This is a genomic window from Kitasatospora sp. NPDC003701, assembly GCF_053587085.1.
The window spans coordinates 118835-136731 of the sequence record NZ_JBSFNM010000009.1; the positions used below are offsets into that span (position 1 = coordinate 118835).

Annotated in this window: 16 protein-coding genes; 12 read left to right on the forward strand and 4 right to left on the reverse strand. The window is 73.7% G+C overall.

All coding sequences use genetic code 11. The features are described from left to right. Positions 1-41: 41 nt before the first annotated feature. A complete protein-coding gene (locus ACWDRR_RS11570) occupies positions 42-785 on the reverse strand; it encodes a cyclase family protein (protein ID WP_449771974.1) in 744 nt (247 codons plus the stop codon). 67 nt (positions 786-852) lie between these two features. Here ACWDRR_RS11570 and ACWDRR_RS11575 point away from each other — a divergent pair, with 67 nt between their 5' ends. From ACWDRR_RS11575 to ACWDRR_RS11600, 6 genes are all read left to right on the forward strand, one after another. Next, positions 853-1506: a UbiX family flavin prenyltransferase gene (locus ACWDRR_RS11575; protein ID WP_449771975.1), complete on the forward strand. Its 654-nt coding sequence runs from the start codon at positions 853-855 to the stop codon at positions 1504-1506. A gap of 141 nt (positions 1507-1647) precedes the next feature. Continuing rightward, positions 1648-2109 (forward strand): Lrp/AsnC family transcriptional regulator, encoded by a 462-nt coding sequence (locus ACWDRR_RS11580; protein WP_329488232.1) that lies wholly within the window; start codon positions 1648-1650, stop codon positions 2107-2109. Positions 2110-2113: 4 nt separating this feature from the next. After that, positions 2114-3076, forward strand: coding sequence for a threonine ammonia-lyase (locus ACWDRR_RS11585; protein ID WP_449771976.1), 963 nt, complete (start codon positions 2114-2116; stop codon positions 3074-3076). Positions 3077-3138: 62 nt separating this feature from the next. Continuing rightward, positions 3139-4302 carry an aminofutalosine synthase MqnE gene (gene mqnE, locus ACWDRR_RS11590; protein ID WP_329488230.1) on the forward strand — a complete coding sequence of 388 codons (1164 nt, stop codon included), beginning with the start codon at positions 3139-3141 and terminating at the stop codon, positions 4300-4302. Between the two features lie 125 nt (positions 4303-4427). Beyond that, positions 4428-5765: a L,D-transpeptidase family protein gene (locus ACWDRR_RS11595; protein ID WP_449771977.1), complete on the forward strand. Its 1338-nt coding sequence runs from the start codon at positions 4428-4430 to the stop codon at positions 5763-5765. Positions 5766-5884: 119 nt separating this feature from the next. Then, complete coding sequence (locus ACWDRR_RS11600) at positions 5885-6829, forward strand: beta-ketoacyl-ACP synthase III (RefSeq protein ID WP_449771978.1); 945 nt, start codon at positions 5885-5887, stop codon at positions 6827-6829. A 284-nt stretch (positions 6830-7113) separates the two neighbouring features. Here ACWDRR_RS11600 and ACWDRR_RS11605 read toward each other — a convergent pair whose 3' ends face one another. Then, positions 7114-7761 (reverse strand): TetR family transcriptional regulator, encoded by a 648-nt coding sequence (locus ACWDRR_RS11605; protein WP_380571712.1) that lies wholly within the window; start codon positions 7759-7761, stop codon positions 7114-7116. Positions 7762-8186: 425 nt separating this feature from the next. On the opposite strand from ACWDRR_RS11605, the gene ACWDRR_RS11610 reads away from it, so the two are divergent. Further along, on the forward strand, positions 8187-10571 hold the full coding sequence (locus ACWDRR_RS11610; protein WP_449771979.1) for an outer membrane protein assembly factor BamB family protein: 2385 nt from the start codon (positions 8187-8189) through the stop codon (positions 10569-10571). Between the two features lie 31 nt (positions 10572-10602). On the opposite strand, the gene galE is transcribed toward ACWDRR_RS11610, so the two are convergent. Continuing rightward, entirely contained in the window at positions 10603-11604 is a 1002-nt protein-coding gene (gene galE, locus ACWDRR_RS11615) for a UDP-glucose 4-epimerase GalE (RefSeq protein ID WP_449771980.1), read from the reverse strand. Positions 11605-11786: 182 nt separating this feature from the next. Between galE and ACWDRR_RS11620 the strand changes: the two genes are divergently transcribed. Continuing rightward, entirely contained in the window at positions 11787-12935 is a 1149-nt protein-coding gene (locus tag ACWDRR_RS11620; protein ID WP_449771981.1) for a S1C family serine protease, read from the forward strand. Between the two features lie 192 nt (positions 12936-13127). On the opposite strand, the gene ACWDRR_RS11625 is transcribed toward ACWDRR_RS11620, so the two are convergent. Continuing rightward, positions 13128-14351 carry a sensor histidine kinase gene (locus ACWDRR_RS11625; protein WP_449771982.1) on the reverse strand — a complete coding sequence of 408 codons (1224 nt, stop codon included), beginning with the start codon at positions 14349-14351 and terminating at the stop codon, positions 13128-13130. A 310-nt stretch (positions 14352-14661) separates the two neighbouring features. Between ACWDRR_RS11625 and ACWDRR_RS11630 the strand changes: the two genes are divergently transcribed. The 4 genes from ACWDRR_RS11630 to nuoH are packed head-to-tail and all read left to right on the forward strand — an operon-like array spanning position 14662 to position 17847. Then, positions 14662-15069: an NADH-quinone oxidoreductase subunit A gene (locus tag ACWDRR_RS11630; RefSeq protein ID WP_449771983.1), complete on the forward strand. Its 408-nt coding sequence runs from the start codon at positions 14662-14664 to the stop codon at positions 15067-15069. Continuing rightward, on the forward strand, positions 15060-15704 hold the full coding sequence (locus ACWDRR_RS11635; RefSeq protein WP_449771984.1) for an NADH-quinone oxidoreductase subunit B: 645 nt from the start codon (positions 15060-15062) through the stop codon (positions 15702-15704). The genes ACWDRR_RS11630 and ACWDRR_RS11635 overlap by 10 nt, the downstream gene beginning before the upstream one ends. Further along, positions 15701-16891 (forward strand): NADH-quinone oxidoreductase subunit C, encoded by a 1191-nt coding sequence (locus ACWDRR_RS11640; protein ID WP_449771985.1) that lies wholly within the window; start codon positions 15701-15703, stop codon positions 16889-16891. Before ACWDRR_RS11635 ends, ACWDRR_RS11640 begins: the two co-directional genes overlap by 4 nt. A gap of 2 nt (positions 16892-16893) precedes the next feature. Beyond that, positions 16894-17847, forward strand: a complete 954-nt coding sequence (nuoH, locus tag ACWDRR_RS11645) for an NADH-quinone oxidoreductase subunit NuoH (RefSeq protein ID WP_449772058.1) — start codon at positions 16894-16896, stop codon at positions 17845-17847. Positions 17848-17897 lie beyond the last annotated feature (50 nt).

Sequence of the window (17897 nt, forward strand, 5' to 3'; positions counted from 1 at the left end):
CGCCCGCCGGGGATGGTCTAGACCAAGTGCCCGACGAGCGCTCACCCCAGGCGCGCCACCGCCCGCACCGGGGCGCCGTCGGCGGCCACCAGTCGCAGCGGGAACAGCGTCACCTCCACCGGCCGACCGGCCTGTTGGGCCTCCAGCAGCGCCCGCAGGTCGGTCAGGTTCTCGGCGATCACCCCGCCGCCCGGAGCCCCGAGCAGCACCCGGTGCGCGGCCAACGTCGGTTCCGGGGCGGCCGGTTGGTCGTGCTCGTCGGTCAGGTCGGCCAGCAGCGCGGCGACCGCCGGATCGCCCGGGCCCGGGTCGGGCGTGCGGTCGACGCTGAGCGCGTCCACCCCGACCGTCCGCACCCCGGCGGCGACGATCGCCTCGGCCGCCGCCGCGCTCAGGCTGGGGTGGGCCAGATAGGCGTCGGTGCCCCAGTGCCGGGCCCAGCCGGTGGCGAGCAGCAGGACGGTGCCCTCGCCGGACCGCTCCAGCGCCGGGGCCAGCTGCTCGGGTGTCACCTCCGCCCGCGGCTCCAGCCCCCGCAGGTCGGCGACGACCGCCGGACCGGTGAACCGCTCCAGCGGCAGCCCGTCCAGGGTGGGCCAGGTGACGTCCACGTGGTACGGCGCGTCCACATGGGTGCCGGACTGCGAGCCGAGGTGCAGGGCCAGCACGTTCACCCCGGCGGTGGCCGTGGTGAGCGCGGGCGCCAGGACGACGGCCGGATCGCCGGGGTAGACCGGCATCGCGGTGGTCACCTGATGGGTGAGGTCGACGAGGGTCGCTGCCATGGCGCCCATCCTCGCAGGGGTGAACGCGGATGGGCCCGCCCCGGGGGTCGCCGTATAGAAAGGGGCCATGGGAACAGAAAAGCGTCAGCCATGGGTGGTCGGGGTCTCGGGCGCGTCCGGTACGCCGTACGCCGCCTCGGTGATCCGGGCGCTGCTCGCGGCCGGGGAGCCGGTCGACCTCGTGGTCAGCCGGGCCGCCCGGCTCACCATCCTGGACGAGACCGGGATCTCCTTCCGGGACGCGCACTGGCGCACCGACCTCGCCGCCTGGCTGGGCGGCGACCAGGGCCTCGACGACGTCCGCCACTGGTCGGCGGGGGACTTCGCGGCCGGGCCGTCCAGCGGCTCGTACCCGGCCAAGGGCATGCTGGTCGTCCCCGCGACCACCGGCGCGGTGGCCGGGATCGCGCTCGGACTGAGCAAGGACCTGCTCCAGCGGGCCGCCAGCGTCACCCTCAAGGAGCGCCGGCCGCTGGTGGTCTGCGTCCGCGAGGCGCCACTCAACGGGGTGACGTTGAAGCACCTGGTCGAGCTGGACGCGCAGGGCGCCGTCGTGCTCCCCGCCTCGCCCGGCTTCTACGCCGGTGGCTCCACCGTCCGCGAACTGGTCGATTTCGTGGCGGGCCGGGTCCTGGACGCCGTCGGCGTTCCGCACACGCTGTACCGCCGTTGGGAGGGCGAGTTGGGCGCGGCCGCCCGCCCGGCCGACCGGGGGGAGTGAAGGCGGGAGCCGGGGGGAGTGGGGCGCCCGGAGGCGGGAGAGTATGTTCTCTGCGATATCCGGGTTGTTCCGCGCACGGCGCCTTTGAATCCGGATAATGATCTGTGGGTCTGGTGAGGTTCGGAAGGACGCGGACGGTATATGGACACGGTGGACAGACAGCTCATCCAGGCGCTCCGGGAGAACGGCCGCGCGTCCTACGCCGAGCTGGGCCGACTGGTGGGCCTCTCCGGCCCGAGCGTCACGGACCGGATCAACCGCCTGGAGCAGGCCGGGGTGATCACCGGCTACCGCGCGACGGTCAATCCGGCCTCGCTCGGCTTCGGCGTCACGGCCCTGATCGGCCTTCAGCTCACGGACGCGGCCGACCACGAGGACGTCGCGTTCCGGCTGAAGGACCTCGGCGAGGTCGAGGACTGCTGGTTCATCGCCGGTGACGACTCGTACATGCTCAAGGTGCGGGTCTCCGACGTGGAGGGCCTGGAGTCGGTGGTCAAGCGGATCTCGGGCACGAAAGGCGTAGCCCGTACCCGCACGACCGTCGTACTCTCCACGAAGTGGGAGAACCGGGTGAGCGAACTCCCGATGGTCGAAGGCGAGTAGCACGATGGAACTGGTCGGTCTGGAGGAGCTGCGCGCGGCCCGGCAGCGGATCGCCGGGGTCGCGGTGCGCACCCCGCTGGTCCCCGCCCCGTGGGCGGGCGACGGCGAGCGCCGCCTCTGGCTCAAGCCGGAGAACCTCCAGCCGACCGGGGCCTTCAAGACCCGCGGCGCCTACAACCGCCTCGCCGCGCTCGGCGACGAGGAGCGGGCCCGCGGCGTGGTCGCCCAGTCCAGCGGCAACCACGCCCAGGCGGTGGCGTACGCGGCCGGGCTGCTCGGGATCAAGGCCGTGATCGTGATGCCGGACACCTCGCCGGCGGTCAAGGTGGAGAGCACCCGCGCGTTCGGCGCCGAGGTGCTGCTGGTCTCGCCGGAGGAGCGCGACACCGTGCCCGCCGAGCTGGCCGAGCGGCACGGCTACGTCTGGGTCCCGCCCTACGACGACCCGTACATCATCGCGGGCCAGGGCACGGTCGGCCTGGAGATCGCCGAGGACGCCCCGGCCGAGCTGGACACCGTACTGGTGCCGGTCAGCGGCGGCGGCCTGATCTCCGGGACGGCGGCCGCGCTCAAGCTCACCCGCCCGGGCATCCGGGTGGTCGGCGTCGAGCCCGAGCTGGCCGCCGACGCCCAGGCCAGCCTGCGGGCCGGCGAGCGGCTGGCCTGGCCGGTCGCCGACACCTACCGGACCATCGCGGACGGGCTGCGCACCCCCTCCGTCGGTGAGCTGCCGTTCCGGCACCTCACCGCGTACGTGGACGACATCGTCACCGTCACCGAGGACGAGATCCGGGCCACGGTGGCCCTGCTGGCCCGCCGCGGCCGGCTGGTCGCGGAGCCCTCCGGCGCCGTCGCCCCGGCCGCGTACTTCCACCGCGCGGCCGAGATCGGCGGCCAGGCGGTGGCCGCCGTGGTCAGCGGCGGGAACATCGACCCGGCGTTGCTCGCGGAGCTGCTCGCAGCGTGACGGCGGCATAGGCGTACGCTCGTTCCGGCAACGATTCGAAGTCGGAGGAGGCGGGGCACCGCATGGACGCAGGGCTCAAGCGCGAGCTGGAGGCGAAGGTCTACGCGGGTGAGCGGCTGACCCGCGAGGACGGGATCGCGCTCTACGAGAGCGACGACCTGGCCTGGCTGGGCGGTCTGGCCCACCACGTGCGGACGCGGAAGAACGGCGATGTCGTCCACTTCAACGTCAACCGCCACCTCAACATGACCAATGTGTGCAACGCGTCCTGCGCGTACTGCTCGTTCCAGCGCAAGCCGGGCGAGAAGGACGCGTACACGATGCGCATCGAGGAGGCCGTCCGCCTCGCCAAGGCGATGGAGGTGGACTCCCTCACCGAGCTGCACATCGTCAACGGGCTGCACCCGACCCTGCCGTGGCGCTACTACCCGCGCTCGCTGCGGGAGCTGAAGGCGGCGCTGCCGAACGTCTCGCTGAAGGCCTTCACCGCCACCGAGATCCACTGGTTCGAGAAGATCAGCGGCCTGCCGGCCGACGAGATCCTGGACGAGCTGATCGACGCCGGTCTGGAGTCGCTGACCGGCGGTGGCGCGGAGATCTTCGACTGGGAGGTCCGCCAGCACATCGTCGACCACGACACCCACTGGGAGGACTGGTCGCGGATCCACCGGCTCGCCCACAGCAAGGGCCTCAAGACGCCGTCCACCATGCTGTACGGCCACATCGAGGAGCCCCGCCACCGGGTCGACCACGTGCTGCGGCTGCGCGAGCTGCAGGACGAGACCGGCGGCTTCCAGGTCTTCATCCCGCTGCGCTACCAGCACGACTTCCACGACTCCAAGGACGGCGTCGTGCGCAACAAGCTGATGGCGCGCACCGAGATGGCCACCGGCGCCGAGGCGCTGAAGACCTTCGCCGTCTCCCGGCTGCTCTTCGACAACGTGCCGCACGTCAAGGTCTTCTGGGTGATGCACGGCGTCACCACCGCGCAGCTGGCGCTCAGCCACGGCGCGGACGACATGGACGGCTCGGTGGTCGAGTACAAGATCACCCACGACGCGGACAACTTCGGCACCCCGAACAAGCTCGGCCGCGACGACCTGCTCGGACTGATCCGGGACGCCGGCTTCCGCCCGGTGGAGCGCAACACCCGCTACGAGGTCATCCGCGAGTACGACGGCCCGGATCTGACGCGCCGCGAGACCCCGCAGGCGATGCGCCTCTGACCGGTCCCCGACCGGTCCCCGCCGCCTCCCGCGCCGCCCGCCGGCCCGGGGGGCGGCGTTCTTCACCGGGTCCGCACAAGTCCCCGGGTTTCCCAACCGGCCCCGGGTTTGGCAGGATCAGCGCCATGTCCGGTTCCCATCGCGCCACCACGTACCCGCCGTACGAGCCGATGCACGAGCCGGTTCACGAGGGGCCGCAGCAGTCCTACGGGGTCTACGAGCAGCCGTCGTACCAGGGCTGGGACGCCCCCGCGCCGGCCGGGACCCACCCGAACCAGCCGTTCTACGACGGCCGGGGCGACTTCCCGCAGCAGGGCTACGGCGGCCACCAGGGCTACGGCGACCAGGGCTACGGCGGCGACCAGGGCTACCAGGGCCCGCAGGGCTACCGGGACCACGGCGACCACCAGGACCTCTACGTGCCGCAGGCCCGGTTCGGCGCCGAGGGCTACGACGCCTACGACGCCTACGACCGACCGTTCCAGCCGCACCCCGCCGAGCCCGCGGCGCCGCTCGCCGCCGCGCAGGCCGGGCCCCCGGCCCGGGAGCCCGGGGCCGACCCGGCCGCCGCGGCTCCGGTCGGGTCCCGGGCGGCCGCCCGCGGCCACCGGCGCAAGCCCAGGAAGAAGCGCGGCGGCAAGGCCGTGACCGCCGGTACCGCGCTGCTGCTCGCGGCCGCCGCCGGCTGGTACACCGTCGGCCAGGACGCCGGCAACGCGGGCGCGGTCGCCGCCGGCGGCCCCGGTCCGGAGGGCGTCTCCGCCCCGGACCAGCCCTCCCCCGCGGCGGCCGCGCCGGCCGCCCAGGCCGCGAACGACCGGCACACCGAGGCTCCCGCCGCCGGCCGCAGCGAGGCCCGTCCGGACGGCTCGGTGGCCGCGATACCGGGTCTGGGCGCCGCCTTCACCGCGCAGATACCCGCCGAGACCACCCAGGTGGTGCTCGCCTCCGGCCAGGACAAGGACGCCAACCGGACCGCCGTCACGCTCTGGACCCGCACCGCCGAGGGCCGCTGGCTGGCCGGCGAGACCTGGCAGGGCCACAACGCCAACAAGGGCTGGACCACCGACCACAACGAGGGCGACCTGCGCAGCCCGATCGGGGTCTTCTCGCTCACCGACGCGGGCGGCCGCAAGGCCGACCCCGGCAGCCGGCTCCCGTACGACAAGGACGCCGACTTCGTGGTCTCCGGGAGGGGGTTCGCGGGCGAGCCGCTGGCCGGCTCCTTCGACTACGTGGTCGCGATCAACTACAACCGGGTGCCCGGCAACTCGCCGCTCGACCCGCGCCGTCCCAGCGGCTCCACCAAGGGCGGCGGCATCTGGATCCACGTCGACCACGGCGGTCCGACGCACGGCTGCATCTCCGTGCCCGAGGACAAGATGGCCCAGCTGATCCGCACCCTCGATCCGGCCGCCCACCCGGTGATCGTGATGGGCGACGCGGCCGCACTGGCCGCCTGAGCGTCCGGCCACACCCCAGGCGCCGCAACGGCCCTTGTGGGCCTCCTACAGCATCCGGGGGCGGATCCTGTAGCCGGTCGCGCCCCGCTGACCAGCGGGTAACCCGGTTGAGTGGCTGTATGAGCGGTTCGCGCATTGTGGCACTCGGCCACTACCAGCCCCCCAAGGTCCTCACCAACGATGATCTGGCGGTGCTGGTCGACACCGACGACGAGTGGATCCGCAGCCGGGTCGGGATCCGGACCCGCCACATCGCCGAGGGCGAGACCCTCGTCGACCTGGCCACCGAGGCGGCCCAGAAGGCGCTGGCCAACAGCGGCCGCTCGGCCGCCGAGATCGACCTGGTCGTGGTCGCCACCTGTACCGCGGTCGAGCGCAGCCCCAACACGGCCGCCGCCGTCGCCGCGCGCCTGGGCGTGCGCGCGCCGGCCGCCTACGACATCAACACGGTCTGCTCGGGCTTCTCGTACGCGCTGGCCACCGCCGACCACGCGATCCGGGCCGGCGCGGCCCGCCGCGCGCTGGTGATCGGCGCCGAGCGGATGTCGGACACCCTCGACTGGACCGACCGGACCACCTGTGTGATCTTCGGGGACGGCGCCGGCGCGGCAGTGGTGGAGGCCCAGGAGGAAGGCGCCGAACCCGGCATCGGCCCGGTGGTCTGGGGCTCGGAGCCGGAGAAGAGCGACGCCGTGGTGATCACCGGCTGGGATCCGGTGATCAGCCAGCAGGGCCAGTCGGTGTTCCGCTGGGCCACCACCCAGATCGCCCCGCTGGCCCGGCAGACCTGCGAGAAGGCGGGCATCGACCCGTCCGAGCTCAAGGGCTTCGTGCCGCACCAGGCGAACCTGCGGATCATCGACGCGATCGCGGCCAAGCTGGGCGCCCCCGACGCGGTGGTCGCCCGGGACGTCGTGGTGTCCGGCAACACCTCGGCCGCCTCCATCCCGCTGGCCTTCTCCAAGATGGTCGAGCGCGGCGAGCTGTCGCCCGGCGACCCGGTGCTGCTGTTCGGCTTCGGCGGCGGCCTGGCGTACGCCGGCCAGGTCGTCCGCTGCCCCTAGCCGCCCCCCGCGGCCCCCTGGCCGCTCCCCACGGCCTCCCCGGGCGCTCCGGCGCCCTCGGCGGCCCTTCCCAGCCCCGGGGCCCCTCCCGGGGGCCCGGGACACCCCCTCACACGCACATGCCGGTGGGCGGGCACCCTGCGCGGGTGCCCGCCCACCGGCATGTCTGGCGCGCTGCGGTACGTCGGCGGACCTCCCCCGAGGACACGGCCGCCGTCCGTCGTTCCCCGGTACAGGAGGCCGGGGCTGCGCGCGGAGCGGATGGGTGGGTAGGCGGGAACGGTCTACTTGGGCGGCTTCTTGCCGGTGACACCCAGGTACACCAAGGGAGCGAGGTTGGGCTTCAGGTCCTTGACCTTGACGCCCCACGAGGTGAACGCCTTCTGGTGCTCGGCCGCCGAGGCGAGCAGCGAGACCAGAGAGCCGGCGACGGCGGCCGGGTCGAGCGACTTGTCGGCCTGACCCTTCGCCTGGAGTTCCTTGACGGCCTCCGTGAGCGGCTTGGCGACCGCGTTGAGGACGGTCATGCGGATCTTGAAGAACCGCTTGTCCCCTTCGGCGGCACCGAGCGTGACCACACGGAGAATGGCGTCGTTCTTGCGCCAGAAGGCGAGGAATCCGTCGACCAGTTCTTCCGAAGTGGCCGTGCCGGACTTCCCTGCCCAGGACTTTCCGGCCACCAGCTCTTTGAGGGTGTCGGAGTCCTTGGCCATTTCCTCGGCGATTTCGAGGACAGCGCCCTCGACATCCGGGAAGTACTGGTAGAAGGTCGCGGGGGAGGTACCCGCCATACGGGCGACGTCGATGACCTTGACGTCCCGATAGGGCGACGTGCTGAGCATCTCGCGGAGGCAGTCGAGCAGCTTCTGCCGCGTCTCCTGTCCGCGTCGCCCGGCGACGCGACCGTCGACGGTGCGAACTTGTCCTGTCATGCCGTCAGCTTACCGTGGCACGATCTTGGCGCGATTCGGTGATGCGACTATTACTCCGCACGGGGGTTGCTTTAGGGGCGTGAACGACTTCGGACGGATATTCATCGCGCCCCGGAAGGCTCCTGTTGAAGCCCCCCCGTGTGCTTATGACCCCACAGCGTGACGGCCCCTCCGCTGAGGGGTGGTCGGGTGACAGAGCGTGACGATCGCGGTCCGATCCGACCGGCTCGAAAAAGAGTTGCGGGCATCTCGTGCGCAAGCCGCAGGCGGAGCGGACGTCAGAATCCGGCCGTTGTGGCGGCACTGACCGGACGGTGACCCCGAGGAGGCTCTGGGCGGGGGAGGTTGGAGTTGACCGGGGCGGCATTGGAGAATCGGGTCCGGCACCCCGCGGCGGGTGCGGAAAACGGGGAGGTGGCAGCGGAGTGGACCAGCTGACGGCGCACGATCCGAGGCGGATCGGGCCCTTCGAGGTGCTGGGGCGGCTCGGCGCGGGCGGGATGGGCCTGGTCTATCTGGCGCGCTCCGCGTCCGGCCGGCGGGTGGCCATCAAGACCGTCCGGGGGGAGCTGGCCGAGGACGAGCTGTTCCGGGTCCGTTTCGCCCGGGAGATCGCGGCCGCCAAGACGGTCGGCGGCTTCTACACCGCCGCCGTGGTCGACGCCGACGCCGACGCGCGGGTGCCCTGGCTGGCCACCGCGTACGTCCCGGCGCCCTCCCTGGAGGACCTGGTCACCGAGTGCGGGCCGCTGCCGGCGGGGGCGGTGCGCTGGCTGGTCGCCGGTATCGCCGAGGCGCTGCAGTCCATCCACGCCGCCGGGCTGGTCCACCGCGACCTCAAGCCCTCCAACGTCCTGGTGGTCGAGGACGGTCCGCGGGTGATCGACTTCGGCATCGCGGCCGGCGTCTCCAGCACCCGGCTCACCATGACCAACGTCGCGGTCGGCACCCCGGCGTACATGTCGCCCGAGCAGGCCCGGGACAGCCGCGGCGTCACCGGCGCCAGCGACGTCTTCTCGCTCGGCTCGCTGCTGGTCTTCTGCGCCACCGGCCACCCGCCGTACCGGGGCGCGAACCCGGTCGAGACGGTGTTCCAGCTGCTGCGCGACCAGCCCGACCTCTCCGGCCTGCCGGTCGAGCTGGTGGACCTGGTGCGCGCCTGTATGCGGCCCTCCCCGGAGCACCGGCCCTCCCCGGCGCAGATCCAGGCCGAGCTGGCCCCGCACCTGTTCTCCCGGGACGACGCCTCGGGCGAGGCGGGGGACTGGCTGCCCGCCAACGCGCTGGAGCTGATCGAGCGCAAGCGCGGGCGCCGCCAGCCCGCGCCGGCGCCGGCGCCGGGTCCGAGCGTGCCGCCGCAGCCCGCCGCCCCGCAGCCCGTGCCGCACCAGCACCAGCCGCCGCCGCTCCCGCCGCAGCGCCCCGGCCAGCACGACCCGCGCACCCGGCACCCCGCCGAGGGGTACGCGCCGCCCGCTCCCGGGCCGGTGCACGCCCTGCCGGCGCCGCCCGGGCCGGACACCGAGGCCGCCACCGAGAAGATCTCCGCCCCCCGGCGCCACCGCGCCCCGGTCTCCGGGGAGAGCGCCGCCGAGGTGCGGCTGCCCGGCGCCTCGGTGCGGATAGGCCCGGGGCCGCGCGCCGAGCAGGCCGGGCCGGGCAACGCGCCCGCCGAGACGGACTGGGTCCGCCGGGCCACCCCGCCGCCCGTCCAGGCCGCCCGCTGGCGCCCCTGGCGGTTCCGGATGTCCAACGACGTCTGGGGCACCCCGGTGGTCGCGGACGGCACGCTCTTCGTCTCCAGCTTCGAGGTGCACGCCCTCGACGTCGCCTCCGGTCAGCGCCGCTACAAGACCCGGGACGTCGCCTGGGCGCTCGCGGTGGACGCCGGCCGGGTGCACGCCGCCGACGGCCCGCACCTGTACACGGTGGACGTCGCGGACGGCACCGAGCGCTGGCGCAACTCGTTGGACGGCTGGGTCTACTCGCTGGACGCCGCCGACGGCGTGCTCTGCTGCGGCGTCCGGGGCGGCGGGGTGCAGCTGCGCTCGGCGGCCGGCGGCGCCGAGCTGTGGCGGGCCGACGACGCCCAGCAGGACTACGAGAACCCGCAGTCCGGCCCGGCCCTGGTGGGCGGCGCCGCCTACTACTACGGCGGCGGGCGGCTGCGCTGCGTCGACCCGCGCGGCGCCGGCCTGCGCTGGTCCTTCCCGGTCGGCGAGGACGTGCCCTCCCGCCCGGCCGAGCGGGCCGGTGTGCTCTACGTGACGGCCGGTACCCGGGTGTACGCCCTGGACGCGGCCAGCGGTGCCGAGCGCTGGCGGTTCGAGGCCCCGGTGGTGCTCTTCACCCCGCCGGCGCTGGACGCGGACGCGGTGTACGTCGCCGACTACCTCGGCACGGTCTACGCGCTGGACGCGGCGACCGGCCGGGACCGCTGGCGCGGTGCCACCGGCAGCCGGCAGGGCGCCGAGCCGGTGGTCGTCGGGGACGGCATGGTGCTGGTCGGCAGCGGCGACGTGCTGTACGCGTTCGAGGCGGCCACCGGCCGGGAGCGCTGGCGGTACACGGCGCGGGGCGAGATCGTCGGCTCCCCGGCGGTCGCCGACGGCCTGGTCCACCTGGGCAGCCGCGACCACTCGCTGCACACCCTGGACCTGGCGAGCGGACAGCTGCGCTGGGAGCTCGGGACGAAGGGCGAGCTGACCGGCTCGCCGGTGGCGGTCGGCGGGCGGGTCTTCGTCGGCAGCAAGGACCGCTGCGTCTACGCGCTGGACGCCTTCTACGGCACGGCGGTGCCCTCGCACTGACGGGCCGGCCGGGCGGGGCCCGCGGGCGGCGCTAGCGCCTGCGGGCCGGGGGGCGGCGGGCCTGCGGGTGCCGGGCGCACCAGCCCTCCCAGGCCGAGGCGACCATCTCCTCGACCCCGTACCGGGCGGTCCAGCCCAGCTCGCGGTGGATCAGCTCGGCGGAGGCGACCACCCGGGCCGGGTCGCCGGCGCGGCGCGGGGTGACCTCGCCGGTGGTGTCGTAGCCGGTGACCCGGCCGATCACGTCCAGCATCTCCTGGACGCTGACGCCCTCGCCGCGGCCGATGTTGAGGACCATCGAGGTCTCGCCGGGCGGGTCGGCGGCCAGCCGCCGGGCGGCCGCCACGTGGGCCGAGGCGATGTCGGAGACGTGGATGAAGTCGCGGACGCAGGTGCCGTCCGGGGTGGGGTAGTCGGCGCCGAAGACCAGCGGGGCGCGGCCGGCGGTGAGCCGTTCGAAGACCATCGGGATCAGGTTGAAGACGCCGTCGTCGGAGAGTTCGGGCGAGGCGGCGCCGGCCACGTTGAAGTAGCGCAGCGAGACGGTGGAGATGCCGTGGGCCCGGCCGGCCGCGGCGACCAGCCACTCGCCGGCCAGCTTGGTCTCGCCGTAGGGGTTCATCGGGGCGCAGGGGGCCGTCTCGGTGACCAGCTCGACGTCGGGCATGCCGTAGACGGCGGCGGAGGAGGAGAAGAGGAAGCGCCGCACCCCGGCCTCGGCGGCGGCCTCCAGCACGTTCTGCAGGCCGGTGAGGTTCTCCCGGTAGTAGTAGAAGGGCCGCTCGACCGACTCGCCGACCCTTTTCCTCGCCGCGAAGTGCAGAACGCCCTCGATGTCGTGGGTGCGCAGGGCGGCGTCGAGGGCGGCGCGGTCCAGGGTGGAGCCCTCGACCAGGGCGACTCCGTGCGGCAGGCGGGTGCGGTCGCCGGTGCTGAGGTCGTCCAGCACCGCCACCCGCTCGCCGGCCTCGACCAGCTGGTGCACCACGTGCCGGCCGATGTACCCGGCACCACCGGTGAGCAACCACGTCATGGCTTGATCCTAAGACCCCGGCGGCAGCCCGTCCCCGGTGGCGGGCGCGTCGGGGCGAGGAGTCGGACATATCGGTGAAATGCTGACAAAGATCTCTGTGATCCCGACGGCCCCGCCGGATCCCGGTGGCCCGCACGGATCGCGATGGCCCCGCACGGCCGATGGAATCGGAGGCAGCCCAGGTGAACCGCAAGAAGGAACCCACCCGCCCGCTCCCGGCCGGGCCGCGCCCCACCGGGCCCCGCGCGTTCGGCGGGCGGCTGCTCGGGCCCGGGGCGCTCGCCGCGCTGACCGCGCTGGCGGTGGCCGGGTGCAGCAGCGGGTCGTCCTCCTCCTCGTCGACCGCCACCACCCCCGGCGCGTCCTCGTCCTCGTCCTCGTCCGCCCGGCCGGCCGGCGGCAACCAGCTCCAGGACGCCTACCAGAAGGTCATCGCCGACGTGCTGCCCTCGGTGGTGCAGATCACCACCGCGACCGGCCTCGGCTCCGGGATCGTCTACGACGACAAGGGCGACATCGTCACCAACGCCCACGTGGTCGGCACTGCCACCACCTTCAGCGTCACCCTGGCCAACAGCACCAAGTCCCTGGACGCCACGCTGGTCGCCGGCTACCCGGAGTCCGACCTCGCGGTGATCAGGCTGACCAGCCCGCCCAGCGGCCTCAAGCCGGCCGTCTTCGGGGACTCCGCCAAGGTCGAGCTGGGGCAGATCACCCTGGCGATGGGCAGCCCGCTGGGCCTGTCCAGCAGCGTCACCGAGGGCATCGTCTCGGCCACCGGCCGAACCGTCTCCGAGCCCCAGGGCGGCGGCTCGCCGGGCGCCACCATCGGCAACATGGTGCAGACCTCGGCGGCGATCAATCCGGGCAACAGCGGCGGCGCGCTGGTCAACCTGAACAGCCAGGTGATCGGCATCAACACGCTCGCCGCCACCGAGCCCGAGACCAACGGCGCCGCCGCGCCCGGGATCGGGTTCGCCATCCCGGCGTCCACCATCACCGGTATCGCCGACCAGCTGATCAAGGACGGCAAGGTCACCAACTCCGGCCGGGCCGCACTCGGGATCACCGCCCGGACGTACTTCGACCAGAACTTCCGCCCGGCCGGGGCCGTCGTCGTGGCCGTCGGCTCGGGCGGTCCGGCCGCCGCGGCGGGGATCCAGCCCGGCGACGTGATCACCAAGGTGGGTGACGCCACCGTCGACTCGCTGAACTCGCTGACCACCGCGCTCGCCTCGCTCACCCCGGGGACCAAGGTGACCGTCACCTACACCCGGGACGGCCAGAGCAAGACCGCCGACGTCACCCTCGGCACCCTGGAAACCCCCTAGCCCCCCGGATCCCCCGGTCCTCCCGGACCCCCGGCGGCGGCCGCCCGCACACCGCGCAAGGGTTCGCGGGCGGCCGGCGTGCGGGAGCGGGCCGGGACTTCGTCGACCGCCTCGACGGAGTCCCGGCCCGCTGGTGCGTCGGGGGTGGTGCGGCCGGGGTCGTGCGGGGAGCCGGTGGCGGTGAGGGCGGGGTCAGCGGCGGGCGGCGCGGGTGCGCCAGGGGAGCTCGACGGTCACCGTGGTCGGCCCGCCGTGCGGGCTCTCCACCAGGAACACCCCGTCCACGGCCCGGATCCGCTCGGCCAGCCCGGCCAGGCCGCTGCCCGGGTAGGGGGCCGCGCCGCCCTTGCCGTCGTCCCGGACCAGCAGCATCAGCTGGTCGGCGGCCCGCCAGACGTCCACCGTGGCGGAGCGGGCGCCGGCGTGCTTCGAGACGTTGGTCAGCAGCTCGCTGACGGTGAAGTAGGCGATGCCCTCGACCGCCGAGTCCGGGCGCTCCACCGTGCCGTCCGGGGTCGTCAGCTCGACGTGCACCTTGACCCCGTCCGGGACGGTGCAGCGGGCGGCCACCGCGGAGAGCGCGGCGTCCAGCCCGCGGTCGGTGAGCACCGCCGGGTGGATGCCCCGGGCCAGGTCGCGCAGTTCCTGCAGGGCCAGCTTCACCTCGCCGTGCGCGGCGCCGACCATCTTCGCCGCGGCCGCCACGTCCTCGGGCGTCTCGGTCTCGTTCAGCTTCTCCTTGGCCATGCCGAGGTCCATCGCCAGTGCCACCAGCCGGGCCTGGGCGCCGTCGTGCAGGTCGCGCTCGATCCGGCGCAGGTCGGCGGCGGCGGTGTCGACCACGGTGCCGCGGTCGTCCTCCAGCTCCCGCACCCGCTCGGAGAGCGCGCCCGGGTAGAGCAGGGTCTCCACCAGCATCCGGTCGATCGCCGCCTGGAAGCGGACCACCCAGGGCAGCACCGGCCAGCCGATGACCACGCAGATCAGCGTCACCGCGAAGCTCAGCAGCCCCCAGGGCAGCAGCAGCACGTTGTAGAGGGCCGAGCGCCAGCTCAGCGGGTCGGTGAGGTAGGCGATCGCGTAGCCGGTGAGGCCCGGCCGCGCCCGGCGCACCGGCTCCGGCTCGTGCACCTCGGAACCCAGCACCGAGCGGGCCCGGCGGCGGGCGAACGCCCCCAGCAGCCGGCAGCCGGCCAGCCCGGCGGCCAGCAGCGGCAGGCCGATCACGGTGACCGACAGCGCCAGCCCGACCGACAGCAGCACGACGGTGAAGACGAACCCCACGAGGCCGAGCGGCAGGTTGAGCATCAGCTGCCCGGCCTGCCGCCACATCCGCGCGCCGTACAGCGGGGCGCGCTCCGGGCGCGCGTCCTGCTCCTTGATGGCATCCGCGGCGCGGCGGTGCAGAGGCTTCATGTGGATCTACCGTCCCTCGGGGTCGAGCTGGTGGTCCAAGCTTCCCTGGTGGGGGGTGCCCGTTGCCATGGGGGTGATCCGTCTTCCCGGGCGGGGGTTATCCCCACCCCCGGGGGCGGCGGCGGGCGGGCGCCGGGTGTCCGCAGGCCGTCCACCGGCTGTCCACCGGTTGTCTTGCGGATCGGGCGGGATGCGGCGGTCCCCGGCCGTGCACTTAGACTCACGCATTGGCGATGGTTATGACCGTGTAAAGGAACGTCGTAGAACTGCCCTGAGGGCGGTTTTCCCAGGCGATGTGGAGGCGAGGGGCATGGAGGGGCAGCCGGCAGCTGCCGACCCGGCGGTCGGCAGCGGCTACTTCGACGCGTACGCCGCGATGGGCCTGCTCGCCGTCGTCGGCGTGCTCTTCGTCGCCGTGGCGTTCACCGCCAACCGGCTCCTGCGGCCGGTGGTCCACTCGCCGGAGAAACTCCTCGCCTACGAGTGCGGCGTGGACCCGGTGGGGGAGGACTGGGCGCACACCCAGATCCGCTACTACGTCTACGCCTTCCTGTACGTGATCTTCGCGGTCGACGCGATCTACCTGTTCCCGTGGGCGACGGTCTTCGCCGCCGCCGGGTACGGCGCCGGGACGCTGATCGAGATGTTCGTCTTCATCGGCTTCCTCGCGGTCGGCCTGCTCTACGCCTGGAAGAAGGGCGTTCTGGAATGGACGTGACCCCCGACCACTCGCACGCGCACGGCACCGCGGGCCCGGTCCCGCTCGGCCTGCCGGACCCGTCGCGCCCCGGTGGCGCCGTCGAGCGGAGCAGCCTCGGCCCGCTGGCCCGGCTCGCGCCGGACCCGGTCAAGGTCGTCCTCAACTGGGGCCGCCGCTACAGCCTCTGGTGCTTCAACTTCGGCCTGGCTTGCTGTGCGATCGAGTTCATCGCCGCGTCCATGGCCAAGCACGACTTCATCCGGATGGGTGTGATTCCGTTCGCGCCCGGCCCCCGTCAGGCCGATCTGATGATCGTCTCGGGGACGGTGACCGACAAGATGGCGCCCGCCGTGAAGCGCCTCTACGAGCAGATGCCCGAGCCGAAGTACGTCATCTCCTTCGGCGCCTGCTCCAACTCCGGCGGCCCCTACTGGGACTCCTACTCCGTCACCAAGGGCGTCGACCAGATCATCCCGGTCGACGTCTACGTGCCCGGCTGCCCGCCCCGGCCGGAAGCACTGCTCCAGGGCATCCTCAAGCTCCAGGAGAAGATCGCCGCCGAGTCGCTGCCCGACCGGTACGCGCCGCCCGCGAGCGCGCTGCGCCGCCCGCTGGTGGCCGGCCCCGGTCCTGCCGAAGGAGGCGTCTCGTGAGCACCGCCGAGCAGTACGCGGCGTCGGTCGGCGAGTGGGCCACCGGCGCCGAGGCGTACGGGCTGGTCACCGTCGACGTGCCCGCCGAGCACTGGATCGAGGCGCTCACCGCGGCCCGGGACGTGCTGGGCCTGCGGTTCTTCGACTGGCTGAGCGCCGTCGACGAGCTGGCCGAGGGCTTCTCGGTGGTCGCCCACCTGGCCGCCCCGGACGCACCCGGGGTGCGCCACCTGGCGCTGCGCACCAAGGTCGCGCGCGCCGGCGCCGCGCTGCCGACCGCCGTCGAGGTGTACGCGGGGGCCGGCTGGCACGAGCGCGAGACGCACGAGATGTTCGGCATCGACTTCCCCGGGCACCCCTACCTGGCCACCCTGCTGCTGCCGGACGGCTTCGAGGGCTACCCGCTGCGCAAGGAGTTCGTGCTCGCGGCCCGGGTCGCCAAGGCCTGGCCGGGCGCCAAGGAGCCGGGCGAGTCCGACCACGGCGACGGGCCGGCGCGGCGCAAGATGCAGCCGCCCGGGGTCCCGGACCCGAACGAGTGGGGCCCGCTCAAGGGCACCCTGCCGCCGGTGGCCGAGCGGCCCGCGCGTGGTGCGCGGGCGGCCGGCGCGGCGGCCCGTACGCCGCGCGCCGCCGCGGGTGCCGCCGCGGCCGAGGGCGGGCCCGCCGTCCGGGCGGACCAGCCCCGGCGGACCAGGTCGGTCGACGCCGGCTCGGTGAGCCAGGCCGCGGAGACCGGGGCCACCGCGCTCGGTGATCCCGCCGAGTCCGCCGCCGGGGCGGTGAGCCCGCCGGTGCGGGCGGACCGGCCGCGTCGGACCAGGTCGGTCGCGGACGGTTCGGCGAGCCAGGCCCCTGCCGGGGCCCCCGCCGCGGACTCGGCCGAAGCCGCTGCCGAACCGAAGCCCGAGCGTGCGGCGCCGGCCCGGACGCAGTCCGCGGACGCGCCCTGGCACGCGCCGGTGCCCGCGCACGGGCCCGCGACCGGTGAGGGCGACGCGCCCGAGGGCGCTGCGGCGCCCGGGGCCGGTGCGCCCGAGGAGGCGGCTGCCTCCGGCGGGCCGGCCGAGCGCGAGGACGGCAAGGACTCGACGGACTCGAAGGACTCGACGGACTCGACGAACGAGAAGGACGGGACGAAGGAGACGTCGGCCGGCCCGGCCGACCGGGACGGGGACAGCACGTGAACCTGCTCGACACGCTGCTGCGCTGCGTCGCCACGCTCGTCGTCTTCCTGACCTTCCCCCTGATCATCGGCCAGACCGAGCACAAGGTGATGGCGCACATGCAGGGCCGGCTCGGCCCGATGTACGCCGGCGGCTTCCACGGCTGGGCGCAGCTCGTCGCCGACGGCGTGAAGTTCGCGCAGAAGGAGGACATCGTCCCGGCCGGGGCGGACCGGAAGATCTTCCAGCTGGCGCCCGCCGTCTCGCTGCTGCCCTACCTGTTCGTGCTGCTCGCCATCCCGGTCGGGCCGGACGGCCTCGTCGGCCAGGCGGTCGACGCCGGGCTCTTCTTCGTGCTGGCCGTGATGGGCGTCGGCGTGATCGGCAAGCTGATGGCCGGCTGGGCCTCGGCGAACAAGTTCTCGCTGCTCGGCGGTCTGCGCACGGCCGCGCAGCTGATGTCCTACGAGCTGCCGATGGTCCTCGCCGCCGCCTCCGTGGCGATGGCGGCCGGCACCCTCTCGCTGCCGGGGATCCTGGACGCCTGGCAGTGGTACTGGATCCCGTGGCAGATCATCGGCGCCTTCGTCTTCTTCACGGCCGGCCTGGCCGAGCTGCAGCGCCCGCCGTTCGACATGCCGGTGGCCGACTCGGAGATCATCTTCGGCGCGTACACCGAGTACACCGGGCTGCGCTTCGCGCTCTTCCTGCTCTCCGAGTACGCCGGGATCCTGGTGGTCTCCGGGCTGACCGCGGTGCTCTTCCTGGGCGGCTGGCACGGCCCGCTGCCGGACGAGCTCGGCTGGCTCTGGACGATCCTGAAGACCTTCGCGCTGGCCTTCGTGGTGATCTGGCTGCGGGTCACCTACCCGCGACTGCGGGAGGACCAGCTGATGCGCTTCGCGTGGATCGTGCTGATCCCGCTCGCCCTCGTCCAGCTCGCCCTCACCGGCATCATCAAGGTGGCGATCTCATGAGCGTGCGAAGCACGATCATCATCGGAAGGCGCGCACGGGCGAACGCCCCT